The organism is Agrobacterium sp. P15N1-A, assembly GCF_044626815.1.
GTDB classification, from domain to species: Bacteria; Pseudomonadota; Alphaproteobacteria; order Rhizobiales; family Rhizobiaceae; genus Agrobacterium; species Agrobacterium leguminum.
Genome location: NZ_JBIUPF010000009.1, coordinates 141,418 through 155,761, shown reverse-complemented (window position 1 = coordinate 155,761; position 14,344 = coordinate 141,418). Strand labels below are relative to the sequence as shown.

12 protein-coding genes and 2 pseudogenes are annotated in these 14,344 nt (G+C 58.3%); 8 read left to right on the top strand and 6 right to left on the bottom strand.

Annotation, left to right across the window (positions count from 1 at the left end; genetic code table 11):
• Positions 1 to 7: 7 nt before the first annotated feature.
• Positions 8 to 658, top strand: a complete 651-nt coding sequence (locus ACIK7D_RS25215; RefSeq protein WP_080820159.1) for a glutaminyl-peptide cyclotransferase — start codon at positions 8 to 10, stop codon at positions 656 to 658.
• 298 nt (positions 659 to 956) lie between these two features.
• A pseudogene (locus ACIK7D_RS25210) lies at positions 957 to 1,154 on the top strand (transposase); the annotation flags it as partial.
• Here ACIK7D_RS25210 and ACIK7D_RS25205 read toward each other — a convergent pair.
• The 4 genes from ACIK7D_RS25205 to ACIK7D_RS25190 form a co-directional block, all read right to left on the bottom strand.
• Entirely contained in the window at positions 1,095 to 1,283 is a 189-nt protein-coding gene (locus tag ACIK7D_RS25205; RefSeq protein ID WP_080820160.1) for a hypothetical protein, read from the bottom strand. The pseudogene ACIK7D_RS25210 and the gene ACIK7D_RS25205 sit on opposite strands and share 60 nt — an antisense overlap.
• Positions 1,284 to 1,348: 65 nt before the next feature.
• Entirely contained in the window at positions 1,349 to 2,356 is a 1,008-nt protein-coding gene (gene ftsZ / locus ACIK7D_RS25200) for a cell division protein FtsZ (protein WP_080820162.1), read from the bottom strand.
• 51 nt (positions 2,357 to 2,407) lie between these two features.
• Entirely contained in the window at positions 2,408 to 3,703 is a 1,296-nt protein-coding gene (fabF, locus tag ACIK7D_RS25195) for a beta-ketoacyl-ACP synthase II (protein WP_400157817.1), read from the bottom strand.
• Between the two features lie 166 nt (positions 3,704 to 3,869).
• Positions 3,870 to 4,457 carry a TetR/AcrR family transcriptional regulator gene (locus ACIK7D_RS25190; protein WP_400157792.1) on the bottom strand — a complete coding sequence of 196 codons (588 nt, stop codon included), beginning with the start codon at positions 4,455 to 4,457 and terminating at the stop codon, positions 3,870 to 3,872.
• Between the two features lie 98 nt (positions 4,458 to 4,555).
• Between ACIK7D_RS25190 and ACIK7D_RS25185 the strand changes: the two genes are divergently transcribed.
• From ACIK7D_RS25185 to ACIK7D_RS25175, 3 genes are all read left to right on the top strand, one after another.
• Positions 4,556 to 5,665, top strand: a complete 1,110-nt coding sequence (locus ACIK7D_RS25185) for an efflux RND transporter periplasmic adaptor subunit (RefSeq protein WP_400157791.1) — start codon at positions 4,556 to 4,558, stop codon at positions 5,663 to 5,665.
• Positions 5,665 to 8,778 (top strand): efflux RND transporter permease subunit, encoded by a 3,114-nt coding sequence (locus ACIK7D_RS25180; protein ID WP_400157790.1) that lies wholly within the window; start codon positions 5,665 to 5,667, stop codon positions 8,776 to 8,778. The genes ACIK7D_RS25185 and ACIK7D_RS25180 overlap by 1 nt, the downstream gene beginning before the upstream one ends.
• 305 nt (positions 8,779 to 9,083) lie before the next feature.
• Positions 9,084 to 9,896, top strand: coding sequence for an oxidoreductase (locus tag ACIK7D_RS25175; RefSeq protein WP_400157789.1), 813 nt, complete (start codon positions 9,084 to 9,086; stop codon positions 9,894 to 9,896).
• 178 nt (positions 9,897 to 10,074) lie between these two features.
• On the opposite strand, the pseudogene ACIK7D_RS25170 reads toward ACIK7D_RS25175, so the two are convergent.
• Both ACIK7D_RS25170 and ACIK7D_RS25165 read right to left on the bottom strand, forming a co-directional pair.
• Positions 10,075 to 10,224 (bottom strand): annotated as a pseudogene (locus ACIK7D_RS25170) (isoprenylcysteine carboxylmethyltransferase family protein); the annotation flags it as partial.
• A 19-nt stretch (positions 10,225 to 10,243) separates the two neighbouring features.
• Entirely contained in the window at positions 10,244 to 11,137 is an 894-nt protein-coding gene (locus tag ACIK7D_RS25165; protein ID WP_400157816.1) for an NAD(P)/FAD-dependent oxidoreductase, read from the bottom strand.
• Positions 11,138 to 11,356: 219 nt separating this feature from the next.
• Between ACIK7D_RS25165 and ACIK7D_RS25160 the strand changes: the two genes are divergently transcribed.
• The 3 genes from ACIK7D_RS25160 (at position 11,357) to ACIK7D_RS25150 (ending at position 14,333) form a co-directional block, all read left to right on the top strand.
• The gene (locus tag ACIK7D_RS25160) at positions 11,357 to 12,004 is read left to right on the top strand and encodes a TetR/AcrR family transcriptional regulator (RefSeq protein ID WP_170985990.1); all 648 of its coding nucleotides are present in this window, start codon (positions 11,357 to 11,359) and stop codon (positions 12,002 to 12,004) included.
• A 38-nt stretch (positions 12,005 to 12,042) separates the two neighbouring features.
• On the top strand, positions 12,043 to 12,903 hold the full coding sequence (locus ACIK7D_RS25155) for a class I SAM-dependent methyltransferase (protein WP_400157788.1): 861 nt from the start codon (positions 12,043 to 12,045) through the stop codon (positions 12,901 to 12,903).
• Between the two features lie 1,022 nt (positions 12,904 to 13,925).
• On the top strand, positions 13,926 to 14,333 hold the full coding sequence (locus ACIK7D_RS25150) for a low affinity iron permease family protein (RefSeq protein ID WP_135398157.1): 408 nt from the start codon (positions 13,926 to 13,928) through the stop codon (positions 14,331 to 14,333).
• The last annotated feature ends 11 nt before the right edge of the window (positions 14,334 to 14,344 follow it).

Below are 14,344 nucleotides of genomic sequence, written 5' to 3'. Positions count from 1 at the left end.
TGAGGGCATGAAACACACAGCCGCCGAAATTATCCGTGAATATGGCCCTTTTCCCGGAGTGGATCACGTCCATGGGGTCAGCTTTGACGGCCGCCGCGTCTGGATGGCGACAGGTGCAAAACTGGAGGCGTTTGATCCCGACAGCGGAGACGTGCTGACCTCGCTCAATATTGCCGCGGATGCCGGCACGGCATTCGACGGCGAGTACCTGTTCCAGATTGCTGAAGCGGTGATTCGGAAGGTCGATCCACAGACTGGCGAGGTGCTCGCCACGATTCCCGCCCCCGGCAATGGAGGCGATTCCGGCCTTGCCTGGGCTGAAGGTTCGCTCTGGGTCGGGCAACATCGCGGCCGCAAAATCCATCAAATCGATCCCGAGACGGGAAAGGTGCTACGAACGATCGAAACCGATCGCTTCGTTACCGGGGTCACGTGGGTCGACGGCGAGCTCTGGCACGGTACGTGGGAGAACGACCAAAGCGATGTCCGCCGCATCGATCCTTCAACCGGTGAAGTGCTGGAGCGGTTGGATATGCCGGCGGAAATGGCAGTTTCGGGGCTTGAATCCGACGGACGCGATCGGTTCTTCTGCGGCGCTGGCGATAGCCCCAAAGTTCGCGCAATACGCAGGCCAAAGCGATCTGAAACCGCAATGTGAAACAAGAAGCAGTTCGCCGGCTTGTGCGATCTTTGTTCGATGGCCCTCTCGGCGGTAACCGTCGGCCTGCGAGAAAGTGGTTGTCGCTTTGCAACGTCAGCCCGAACGAGGTTGCCAGCTCAGAACAATTACATGCACTGCCGTTCCGGGTCGCCGACAGTCCGCTCTCGCGGCGGCTCTGCCGTTTCGTGGTGCCGATCAAATGGCAGGTTTCAGGTGGCAGCATTGCATTGAATAGCTGACATCCCGTCGGGAGCCGTCAGAATCCTCAGTCGAAGGAGCTCTTTGACCTGTTGCAACCCTGCCTCGGATCTCCGGCAAGTCGAAGCTCGCTGAGGCGATACGTTATGTCGCCTCGCGTCGCTCCATCTTCGAGCGCTTTCTCACCGACGGCCGCATCGAGCTCGACAGCAACCTCGTTGAGCGGCTACAGCCATCACCCCTTGTTTTCGGCGCCGTCCTCCCACACTACCTCTTCGCGGGGCTGTGCCTTTAATCCAGCCACTTCGGTCTCCAGTCGATCCAGCCGTTTTTCCAATGCGGCGAGGTAGTCTCCCTGCGGATCGTCGATACCCAGGACGGCATCTTCCCACGATCGCCATTTTTCTCGAAAACGCTTCAACATTTCAAATCTCCATGGCCATCAATTTTACAAATCGGCGCTTGCAGGTCCCACAGTATGAGCGAGCATCACGCCATTCGCTCCGAAAGGTGGATCACCTCTGCCGGTTGTCTCAATCCGGTGGCGACAACGGAGACTCTCAGCCGCCCTTCAAGCGCATCATTGAATGTCGCGCCAACGACGATATTGGCGTCGTCATCGACTTCCTCGCGAACACGTGTTGCAGCTTCGTCGACATCAAAAAGGGTCATGTCCGGTCCGCCGGAGATCGAGACGAGAAGGCCTTTCGCTCCCCTGACGGACGCTTCATCGAACAGCGGATTGGCAATCGCTGCCTCGGCGGCATGTCGGGCGCGGGCGTCTCCTGTTGCCTCGCCCGTGCCCATGACCGCTCGACCCATGTCACGCATGACTGACCTTACATCGGCGAAGTCGAGATTGATCAATCCTTCCTTGACGATCAGATCGATGACGGAACTGACCCCGGCATGCAGCACATGATCTGCCATTTCGAAGGCATCCGCGAAGGTCGTCTTCGCATCGGCAACCCGGAAGAGGTTCTGATTGGGGATGACGATCACCGTGTCCGCGCATTCGCCGAGACGCTCGATTCCCTGCCGCGCTGTTCGCATTCGCTGGGTACCTTCGAATGTGAAGGGCATGGTGACGACGCCGACCGTCAGTATGCTTGCCTTGCGCGCAGCATGGGCGATAACGGGTGCGGCACCTGTTCCCGTTCCACCCCCCATGCCCGCCGTCACGAAACACATATGGGTTCCGTGGAGGTGATCCATGATCTCGTCAATCGACTCTTCGGCTGCCGCCTGTCCAATATCGGTCAATGATCCGGCGCCAAGTCCCTCCGTGACGGTCGGGCCAAGCTGGATAAGGCGTGGCGCTTTTGACATGGACAAAGCCTGGGCATCGGTGTTCGCAACGATAAACTCCGCGCCCTCGAGATCGTGCATGATCATGTTGTTGACAGCATTGCCGCCGCCACCGCCGACGCCGATGACGGCAATCCTTGGCTTGAGGAGCGTTATGCTGGGCGGCGAAACGACAGTCGTTGGTTGCATGGTGGGAGCGTCCTGGTGGAGACTATGTTCAAAGGGGACCGCGCACGAGGTTTAGTCAGCTAATGGCGTACGATTGCCTCTCCTCGGCCAGCGTCGAAACACTGCGCTGGCATTGACGCCACCGAAGCCGAAGCCATTGGATATTGCATATTCAACATCGAGGGGTCGGGCATCGTTTGCGACAAAGTCTATGCCATTGGCCTCAGGGTCCGGTGAACTGAGATTCAAGGTCGGGGGCGCGATCTGGTGCTGGAGCGCCAGGATCGTAAAAATAGCCTCAAGGCCGCCAGCGGCCCCCAGCAGGTGCCCCGTCGCCGATTTCGTCCCGCTGACCGCGATCGACTTTCTTTGGCCGAACAGGCTCTTGATCGCTCTGAGCTCTCCGAGATCTCCAACCGGGGTCGATGTCGCATGTGCGTTTAGATGGCCGATTTCGTGCGGCGCGATACCCGCCTGGGCGATGGCGATTTGCATTGCCCTGCGGGCGCCGCTTCCATCTTCCGGACCGGAGGTAATATGATGGGCGTCGGCCGTCGTTCCATATCCAACGAGTTCTGCTATCGGCGTCGCACCACGAGCAAGAGCGTGGCTTAACGCTTCAATGACGAGAATGCCTGCGCCTTCACCCATAACGAAGCCGTCGCGCGCGGTGTCGAAAGGACGTGACGCTTTGGCCGGAGTCTCGTTAAAGCCTGTCGATAGTGATCTTGCCGCTGCGAAACCACCAAGGCTGACAATGTTCATACAGGCCTCGGTGCCACCGCAAACCGCAATGTCGGCTTCATTGGACCTGATCAGTCGTGCTGCATCGCCAATCGCCTGAACGCCGGCGGCGCATGCCGTCACCGGCGCTCCCAGCGGGCCTCTAAAGCCATGCCGGATAGAGACTTGTCCGGCGGCGAGATTGACAAGAAAGGATGGAATGGTGAAGGGCGAGAGGCGGCGGACGCCGCGTTGGTCGACGGTACGCACCGCCTCCGTTATCGCGGGAAAGCCGCCGATGCCCGATGCGATGATGGTCGCCGTTCTCAGTTTTTCTTCTTCGGAAGCTGGCTTCCAGTTCGCCTGCGCCAGAGCCTCTTCCGCCGCCGCCAGCGCAAAGATGATGAAACGGTCGACCTTCCGTTGATCCTTCGAGGACAGGGTCCTGTCAGGATCAAATCCTCCTTCAGGATCTGCTGCCAGTGAAGGGACAACACCTCCGATTTTTGAAGGCAAATCCCCGACGATGTCGTCATCCAGTCGCCGGATCCCGCTTTTGCCAGCAAGGAGCCGAGACCAGGAGATATCGACATTCGCACCAAGGGGGCTGACGGCTCCCATTCCCGTGACAACGACACGACGCATTTGCATTCCACCTGTCTATGATCAAAAATTTGGCATGCCTTCGGCGTGCGACCGAATGACCGGTCGTGAACTTGGGACATGCGGTTTGCACTATACTCGCCTGATACGCGTGCGGATTCGGCTGAGCCGTGACAGCTATCGGCGACGAATATCCAAAAACTGTCTGTTAGTCGCTGCGATCGCGGCCAGCAATGCGCCGGACCTCGCTCGCTGCCGCGTCGAGGACGCTCGTCGACAGCAGTTCATCCTCGATGATCCGGGATAGCGTCACTGCGCCGACCATCATGGACAATATTGCCATGGCCTTTCCGCTTCGAGCTCTATCGTCACCCTGTCCGATGAGTTCTTCGAGCACCTCGAAATGCGCCCGGATACCATCTTCAAACGGGCGCCGAACTTCGACGGTTTGACGCGCCGCGTCGGAGCCGAGAGCAACAAGCGGGCATCCTTCTGCCTTCTCGCCGCTATGATCTTTGGAGAGGTAGAAGCTGATGATCGATTCCAGGGGATCTGACGTGTCTGCTGCGGCATCAGACCACCTTCTCGTGGCGCTCTCGAGAGCACGCCGTGATGCGAGCGCCGCAAGATCGTCTTTCGATGCGAACTGTTTGTAGAATCCACCCTGGGTGAGGCCTGCACCCTTCATCAGGTCTTTCAGGCCGATCCCGTCGAAACCATGCTCTCGAAACAACCGGCTGGCGACGTTTATCACCCTCTCCCGGTTTTCCTCTGCCTGTACGCGGCTCACTCTCATGTGGACCTCCAATTAGATTTCATTTGACATCTATATGCATTTTAGAGTTAGAGTGCAATCTAATATTTTTGAACGGGCCGTCAAGAAGGGACGATGAAATGAAACGGAAACTTGTTGTCACTGCAGCAGCAGTGCTGGCGCTGGCCGCAGGCGGAGCCGCAGCACTGCTGCTTCCGGCGCAGGCACCAGAGGCAAAGGCTGCCGATCCCCGGACCTTGGCGCCACTGGTCAACCTCGCGACGGCCAGGCTCCCTGGTAATTCGAGCAGCAGCTTTACCGGAACCGTTGGTGCCCGGGTCCAGAGCAATCTCGGCTTTCGCGTTCCCGGCAAGATCGTCGAACGTTTTGTCGACGTCGGGGAGCAGGTAAGCGCTGGACAGCCACTGATGAGGCTTGACGAAACTGATCTTCGCCTTGCTCTGACCGCCAAGCGAAACGCTGTCATTGCGGCACAGGCGACATTTGTCCAAGCGAAAGCCGATGAAAAACGTTTTGCCGTTCTGGTGAAGACCTCTGCTGCCTCGACGCAGCAATATGAACGATCGAAAGCCCTGCTGGATACGGCGACGGCACAGTTGGCCGCCGCTCAGGCTGAGGCGAATGTTGCCGAAAACGAGGCCCAATATACGGTTCTTGTTGCCGATGCAGATGGAACCATTGTCGAGACGCTCGGTGAACCGGGCCAGGTGGTAACCGCCGGGCAGCCGGTTGTCCGGCTCGCGAAGTCAGGTCCGCGCGAAGCCATTGTCTGGCTTCCCGAAACCATGCGCCCTGAAATCGGGGTTCAGGCTTCTGCATCGGTGTACGGCAGAAACAATGTGGAGAAGGCCAAGCTGCGCCAGATCTCCGATTCTGCTGATCAGCAGACCCGCACTTATGAAACGCGCTGGGTACTTGAAGGGGGGGCTGCAAATGCGCCCCTGGGAGCGACCGTCACCATCGAAATCGAGAACAGGGATGTGGAGAATCATGCCGAACTGCCGATAGGCGCTCTGTTGGATGACGGGACGCGGACAGGCGTCTGGGTGATCGATCAGCAATCGTCCGTCGTGAAGTTTCGTGATGTGAACGTGGAGCGGGTGAGCGAAGAGAATGTGGTCGTCACTAATGTCAAGCCGGGAGAGGAGGTCGTTGCGCTTGGCGCACATCTTCTGAAGGATGGAGCGCAAGTTCGCACCAGTGTTGGTACAAAAGAGGCGGCAAACTGATGAACCTCAATCTGTCCGCCCTTGCGGTTCGCGAACGCGCCGTCACGCTATTCTTTATCGTCCTTCTGTCGCTTGCCGGCGTCTATGCCTTCGTCAAGCTGGGACGCGCTGAAGACCCCTCCTTTACCATCAAGACATTGACTGTCACGACTGTCTGGCCGGGCGCAACCGCGCGCGAGATGCAGGATCTCGTTGCCGAGCCGCTGGAGAAGCGCATTCAGGAATTGGCCTGGTACGACCGGGTCGAGACAACGACGCGCCCCGGCTTTGCCTATCTTACCGTCACGCTCAAGGACAATACGCCGCCACACGCCGTCGCCGAAGAATTTTATCAGGCGCGCAAGAAGCTCGGCGATGAAGCCAGAAACCTGCCGCAGGGTGTTCTGGGACCGTTCGTGAACGACGAATATTCCGACGTCAGCTTCGGCCTTTACGCTCTCAAGGCGCAGGGCATGCCGATGCGCGATCTCGTCCGGGAGGCCGAAAAGATCAGACAGGACATGCTTCATGTTCCCGGCGTCAAGAAAATCAATATTCTCGGCGAACAGCCGGAGCAGATATTCGTAGAGTTCTCCTATGAGAAGCTCGCCACCCTCGGCATATCTTCTCAGGACATTGCCGCAGCCCTTCAACGGCGCAATACCGTTACGCCCGCTGGCTCAATAGATACGCAGGGTCCGCAGGTGTTCATTCGTCTCGACGGCGCCTATGACAGTGTTCAGTCTATCGCTGATACGCCCATCGTCGCTTCCGGCCGCTCGTTGAAGCTTTCCGACATTGCTGAGGTACGCCGGGGTTATCAGGAGCCGGCAAGCTATGTCATCCGTCGTGACGGCGAGCCGGCCATCATGCTCGGTGTTGTCATGCAACAGGGCTGGAATGGTCTGGAGCTTGGCAAGGCTCTCGAGGAGCGCTCCAGCCGGATCGCACAGTCGTTACCCCTTGGCATAACGCTGACGAAGGTCAGCGATCAGGCCGTCAACATTGATGCGGCGGTGGGTGAATTCATGGTGAAGTTCGCCATGGCCCTCGGCGTCGTGCTCTTCGTCAGCCTCATTGCGCTCGGCTGGCGGGTGGGCATCGTCGTGGCTCTGGCCGTTCCGCTGACGCTCGCTGTTGTCTTCATCATCATGCTCGAGACGGGGCGCTTCTTCGACCGCATCACGCTCGGTGCATTGATCCTGGCACTTGGCCTGCTTGTCGACGATGCAATCATCGCCATCGAGGTGATGGTCGTGAAGATGGAGGAGGGCATGGATCGCATCAAGGCGGCTGCCTATGCCTGGAGCCACACTGCGGCACCGATGCTGTCGGGGACGCTTGTGACCATTATCGGCCTGATGCCGGTCGGTTTTGCCGCCTCTGCAGCCGGTGAATATGCGGGCAATATCTTCTGGATCGTCGGTTTCGCGCTGATCGTTTCGTGGTTCGTGGCGGTGATCTTTACGCCCTATCTCGGCGTAAAGCTGTTGCCCGATATCAAGCCGGTAGCAGGTGGCCATCATGCGATTTACGATACGCCGAACTACAGACGCCTGCGCGGCGCGATCGAATTCACCGTCAAGCACAAGTTCCTGACCTGCGCCATTGTCGGCGTCGTCATGGCGCTCTCAGTCGTCGGGATGGGTGCGGTGAAGCAGCAGTTCTTCCCCACATCGGACCGCCCTGAGGTTCTTGTCGAAGTCCGCTTGCCTGAAGGCACGAGCATCGAAACGACGACCGCCACGGTCAATAAGCTCGAGGCCTGGTTGAAGCAGCAGCCCGAAACCAAGATCGCGACCAGTTACATCGGCCAGGGTGCGCCCCGCTTCTTCTTCGCCATGGCGCCCGAACTGCCCGATCCTGCCTTTGCAAAGATCGTTGTGCTGACATCCGACGCCCATGAGCGTGAGGTGCTGAAACTTCGTCTGCGGGAAGCCGTTGCGCAAGGGCTGGCGCCCGAGGCATTCGTCCGTGTGACGCAACTCGTCTTTGGCCCCTACACGCCATTCCCCGTCGAGTTTCGGATCAAAGGACCGGACGCCGAAGAGCTGTACAAAATCTCCGAACAGGCACTTGCTCTCATGAGCTCTGTACCTGACGTCAGAAATGCCAATCGTGATTGGGGTAACCGCACACCTGTTGTCCGGTTCGTTCCTGATCAGGATCGCCTGAACCTCATCGGCATGTCGTCCGCCGAGGCTGCCCAGCAGATACAGCTCCTGCTAAGTGGTGTTCCCGTCACACAAGTCCGTGAGAACATCCGAAACGTTCCTGTTGTGGCCAGAAGTGCCGGTGAAATCCGCCTCGATCCTGCAAGGCTAGCCGACTTCTCGCTCGTGACGAGAGACGGTCGTGCGATCCCGCTCGATCAGATCGGCCACACGGAGGTGCGCTTCGAGGAGCCGATCCTAAAGCGTCGTGACAGAACGCCGGTGGTGACGGTCCGGTCCGATATTAACGAGGCGACACAACCGCCGGAGGTTTCGCAACAGGTGATGACCGCTCTTCAGCCACTCGTTGCATCTCTGCCTGCTGGCTACACAATCGAGATGGGCGGCAATATAGAGGAATCACTCAAGGCGAATACTGCCCTGGTGAAGGTGTTCCCACTGATGATCGCGGCGACCCTGATCGTCATCATCCTGCAGGTACGCAGCCTGTCGACGATGACGATGGTGATGCTGACGGCACCGCTTGGTCTTGCAGGCGTCGTGCCGACCCTGATCCTGTTCAACCAGCCTTTCGGGTTTAACGCGATCCTGGGTCTTATCGGCCTGGCGGGCATCCTCATGCGCAACACGTTGATCCTGACCGAGCAGATCAAGGAGAACAAGGCTGCGGGTCTGGACGACTACCATGCCGTTATCGAAGCCACGGTGCAGCGAACAAGGCCCGTCATCCTGACGGCGCTTGCCGCGGTCCTTGCCTTCATTCCCCTGACCCATTCGGTTTTCTGGGGTTCGATGGCCTACACGCTTATCGGCGGAACGGCGGTGGGCACGCTCATCATCCTGCTCTTCCTGCCGGCACTCTATGCTGCATGGTTCCGCATCAAGCCACCCAAGGCAGACATGGATTCGACGGAGCACGCGAATACGGAAACAGCTCAGCATTCGCTTGCTGCGGAATAGCCACCCGTCCCTCCGCAGCATCATCTGCTGCGGAGGGATCATACTGCTTGGTGAGATGTGGCCGTGTGTTTTGCGTGCCCAGGGCCCTTTCGGAAGCCATGTCTTCGTCCCGCCGAGAACCGCCGCATTAACTCGATCGATGTTTCGCGCGTCGAGGCGACTCATCCCAAGTGTCGTGTGGGTTGACCACCCGTCTCCTCAATTTATGCAAACGCGTTTTATTACACTTGCAATCTAACGGAATTATAGATTACATATGAAATCTATATTGATTTCTAATCCAATGCTAATTTTGGAGAGCGTAGATGTCGACAGACAAGATTGTTGTGGTGACCGGAGCATCTTCCGGCATAGGGCAGGCGACCGTGAGGTTGCTGTCACAGAATGGGTTCAAGGTGTTTGCAGGATCGCGCAATCCGGACAAAAGTGGACCGGTTCCCGGTGTCGAGTACGGACGTCTCGATGTGGACAATGACGAGTCGGTGAGGCAATTCGTCGATTGGGTTCTGTCCCGTTCAGGCCGGATTGATGTCGTGGTGAACAATGCAGGCGTCTCTCTTGTCGGGCCGGTCGAAAGCACGTCGGACGATGAGGCGAAGGCCCTTTTTGAAACCAATCTCTTTGGCCCACTGCGCATGATGCGAGCGGTATTGCCCGCGATGCGGCAGCAGAATTCCGGCCTGATCGTCAATGTCAGCTCGGTCCTCGGCTTCCTCCCCGCACCGTACATGGGCCTCTATGCCAGTAGCAAGCATGCCCTGGAGGGACTGTCTGAAACGCTTGACCACGAAGTTCGGCAATTCAACATTCGCTCTGTCCTGGTCGAGCCGACGTTCACGAGGACAAGTCTCGATGTCAATGCGAAGCAGACGGAGGCGCGTATTGACGACTACGCTCCCCAATTTGCCAAATCCAATGAGGCCGTTCTTTCAGCCATTAAGACAGCAAGCAGCCCTCAGATTGTCGCTGCCGAAATCATGGCAGCAATCACAGGTCCTCACAAAATGCGCAGGCCGGTTGGAAAACAGGCTACGCTTCTGAGCCGCGTGAAACGGTTTGTTCCAGCCAAGGCATTGGATAGCGGCATCAGGAAGACGTTTGGGCTCTCCCGATCGTAAGCATTCGCGGAACTTGCGCCCTAAAACCCGCAAAGTTAGGCATGCGGCATTCGGAAACTTCATGTCATCTATCGTCATGACTGACCGGGTGCCATAGTCGCGCCGACCGCCACATTCACTGCAGCGGTCGGTCGCACTGGCGAGAATATGTTTGCGCGCGCTCGGACCGACATGGGTCTAAAGCAGCGTTCACAACTGGCAGCCGCCAGTCGATGTCGAACGAGCGCAGCGTACGACGAAACGCTCTGCCGCCAGCGCCGACAGCAGTGCTGCCAGATACAAGTGGCGGAGGGAAGCGCGCACCCGCGCTAGCCGGTTCCATAGTCATCTCATCTTCCAATCTGTGCTTAAACCAACATCGACTGCTGGGCAAAGATACCCGCCATCGCGCCTTGCCATGTTGCGGTGGTGACAGATGGGATTCCGGGGTTAGCGAGGTCGCCGGCGGCATAGATGCCGGGCATGCTGGTTTCGCGACGCTCGTCGGTCTTGAGGGCGATGCCGGTTGGCGTATTGACCGTGGCGAGGTCCAGTGCTTCATGAAGGCTCGCGGACGGCTTGTTGCGCGGATGCGCGAACAGGATGTCGACTGCGACATCGGGGCCGATATCGAGCTTGATAGTGGCATTGTGGTCCCCATGACGGACGATCTCGGTGATCCGGCCATCAACGAGAGGTACCTTTCGGCCCGACAGATCGGCCCGGATGTCGGGTGCGATGTCGTGACCATCGGCAAAGACCGTCAAACTATCGGTCCAATCGTGAAAAAGCCTCACCTGATTCATCGACTGCGGACCCGACCACACGAGGCCCCAATGCTGGCCGGCGACTTCAAAGCCGTCGCAATAGGGGCATGGGATGACGGATATACCCCAGCTTTCGGCAAAGCCTGGAACAACAGGCATCTGGTCGACAACGCCATAACTCAGGATCAGGCGGCGCGCGCTGAGGCTTTCGCCATCGCCAGTGAGGACGGAGAAATTGTCGATGGTACCGGAGATGCTGTCGGCCCGAGCGTTGACCAAATTGATCGCGGGATAACGCGCCAGTTGCTGCCGCGCCTCGGTCAGGATGTCCGATGGTGGCTTGTGATCGTGGCCGAGCACTCCGTGGGAACGGCCTGCGAAGCGATTGCGCGGCAGGCCGGTATCAAGAACGGTGACCTTGCGGCGGGCACGGCCGAGCTGCAGGGCAGCGGAGAGGCCGGCAAAGCTGCCGCCGATGATGATGACATCATTCATGGTGATGGGTTCCTTGTTGTGGATGGAGGGGGGCAGGCTGGGGCTGGCGGTGGCCTGAGCACGAGGAACGCTGATGGTGGAAAGCGCTGCCAGCTTCAGCAGTGTTCGTCGTTGCATGGCAACCTCGTGTTTTTCGACTGATTCTTTGGCTTGCTTATTTATGAAACTACATGGTATCCTAATTCACGAATAACGATACTGTCAAGGACTGTAATTATCGTGACTAAAAATAGTCAGAGCCGGCGCGGCCGGCCTGCCAACGAAACACTTGGCCAAACAATCGTCGACACCGCAGGGGAACTCTTTGCCGAACTGGGTTTTCAAGCGACGACCTTGGACAAGGTCGCTCAGCGGGCGAAGATATCTAAACTCAGCATCTATCGTCACTTCGAGAACAAGGAGGCGCTGTTTGGTGCAGCATTTGCGGCCCGCTGCCATCAGTTAATGCCGCAGGTCCTTTTTGAAGGCGTCGACGGTTCGGCCGAAGATCAGCTCATGGCGGTGGGATCATCTCTGCTTTGCACGCTGTTGCGCCCGGACGTTCGCAGTGTCGAAGCCATGGTCACGGCCGATGTCACAAGTCAAAAGTCGTTGAGCAAGATCCATTACGAAGCCGGTCCCGCCCATATGATCGCCCAAATCGAGGCCCTGCTGCGTCAATTGCATGCGAAGGCGCTTCTAAATGTGCCTGATCCTGTCCAGTCTGCCCGCCTGTTTGCCGCGCTTTTCAAAGGCTCTGATCTCCTGATTATCGCACGCTTCGATGAGGCGAGAGCAGAGGACGACAACGAAATCGAATCCTATTGCCGGTCGGCCGTCGCCATGTTCATGGCCGCGCACGGTGGCAACGACCACGTGGGCGCATAGCCTGGTTGAGAACGGATCGGAAAAGGAAGGATGTGGACATGGCAGAACAAAATGCCGATCAGATTGCCGACTGGAAAGGACAAAGCGGGGAGCGCTGGGGCGCCTACCAGGCCCGGCTCGATACCATGATGGCGCCATTCGGCCAGGCTGCGATCAAAGCCGCCGCGCCCGCTAAGGGTGAACGCGTGCTGGACGTCGGCTGCGGCGCGGGGGCGTCCAGCCGAGATCTGGCCGCTCGCGTCGGCGCGGAGGGCCATGTGCTGGGCGTGGACATATCCGAACCGCTGATCGATAGAGCGCGCCTGCTGGCGCAGGATACACCGGTCCTGTTCCAAGTGGCTGACGCCAGCAGCACCGAATTTCCCAAGGGTGCCTTCGACATCCTGTTCTCGCGGTTTGGAGTGATGTTCTTTGACGATCCTACAGCGGCGTTTACCCATATGCGCCACGCGCTCGCGCCGGGAGCGCGAGTTGCTTTTGTCTGTTGGCGCGACATCGCCGAGAACGATTGGGTACGTTTGCCGATGGGCGCGATTAAGGGCATCCTCCCGTCGATGACGCCGCCCGGTCCGGAAGCCCCTGGCCCGTTCTCGTTTGGCGACCCGGAGCGTGTGGAGCGTATTCTAACGGCGGCCAGTTTCACGGATGTTGCTATCGCGCCATTCAATGCCTCCATCCCGTTCGGCAAGGGGGAGACGCGAGACGCAGCGCTCGATGACGCGGTGAAGATGACACTCGAGGTCGGCCCGCTGGCGCGCGCGCTCGCTGATCAGTCCGACGATATCCGCGCCCGCGCCTCGGCTGCGGTTCGTGCCGTCTTCGCGGGGTGCCCTGGTGAGCGGTCAGTGATTATCGACGGCGCAGCGTGGATCGTCACCGCGCACAACCCGACAAGGTGACGGGATTAACAGTCGGCGGGTCTGAGAGCCCGACAAGAAGGCTGCCATGTTCGGACTCAACGTATTCCAGTAGGCATGGCCGATATGATTATGCCGTTTCCGTGCACAGCAGGTGCCCTATTCGGCGGCCAAGGCCCTGGTGAATCGCGACTCATCGACAATCGTTTCGCGGTAGCTCTCTTGCTTTGGAGGCTTGAGCCGGAACCACACGGCGTACAGCGCCGGAAGGCTTGTCGAGTTCACGTGTCGTTACGACCAGAATTGTCTGTTGTAGAGCGCCGTGCGCCGGCTTTACGACTTTCAAGGTCGCTTGGCTTAGCCTCGCACAGGAGCCCAGGAGAAAAAGGGCAGAAACACTAAGCAAGAGGCATAATGCCTGAACGGCGGATACTTAAAATATCTTGGTTTCCCTACCACGAAGACTAAAACACAGCTAGGTTGTCATGGTAAATAGGAACACGCTGAACGTTTCGTTGAAGCCAACATGGATTGGTGAATGGACGGCTTGTCATCCCAAGATTGTTGTTACAGCCTAGGGATCGATGTTTGCCAATTTACAAGTCTCCGCGCACTCAAGCCCCCGCAGCCAGATTACTACAAGACTGTCAAGACTTCGGCCTCCCAACGGGAGGCCGAAGTCTTTGACGGCTCGCACAGTTCGCCACCGCTCCACAGCACACTGTGCTATCCAAAACTACTATCCAGTTCGGGAACTCCGGTCGATGGTTCGCATCCCAAGGCGGCCACAAGTAAATTCACCTAAATCGTGATCCTAACAAATTCTCCATACCCGACTGTTGCGAGGGAACGACAAGCGTCAAGCGAATTAGTCCTGCTTTGTCCGAATGCGCAGGCAACGTTGGAGGCTACTCTCTTCCCTCGCCCCTAACCTCGGAACCATCTGCTTTTTCCTTTGTTAGTGCCATCCAAACGCAGCGCACGTTACCGAACCGCCGCTCTTGGGCGATAGGACAGGTGCGTTTTGCCTCAGCATCGGTGTCAGCCGTCAGGTGCAGTACGCTATGAACAGGTTCTTCACACTTTTTGCCAGCCGTACCGCGTCATTTTCCGGCTCACCAACTGCGTTTGTCGTCGCGCTCGGCACGATCATCGTGTGGGGAGTAAGCGGGCCTCTGTTTGGTTTTTCGGAGGTCTGGCAACTGGTCATCAATACGGGCACGACCATTGTCACCTTCCTCATGATTTTCCTCGTGCAGAACTCGCAGAACCGGGATTCCGCAGCGATGGAAGCAAAGCTGGACGAGCTTTTGAGGGCTGTTGAGCAGGCACGCGCGGATTTTATCGGGATCGAGCATCTCACGGAAGAAGAAATCGAGGAGATTCGTGCCCGGCTGGAAAAGGAAAACGGACCTGAAGGCGAAAAGCCGCCTCCGCATCACGCCATGGCGCGGTTGCTTTCCCGGCGTTAGGTCAGACGGTT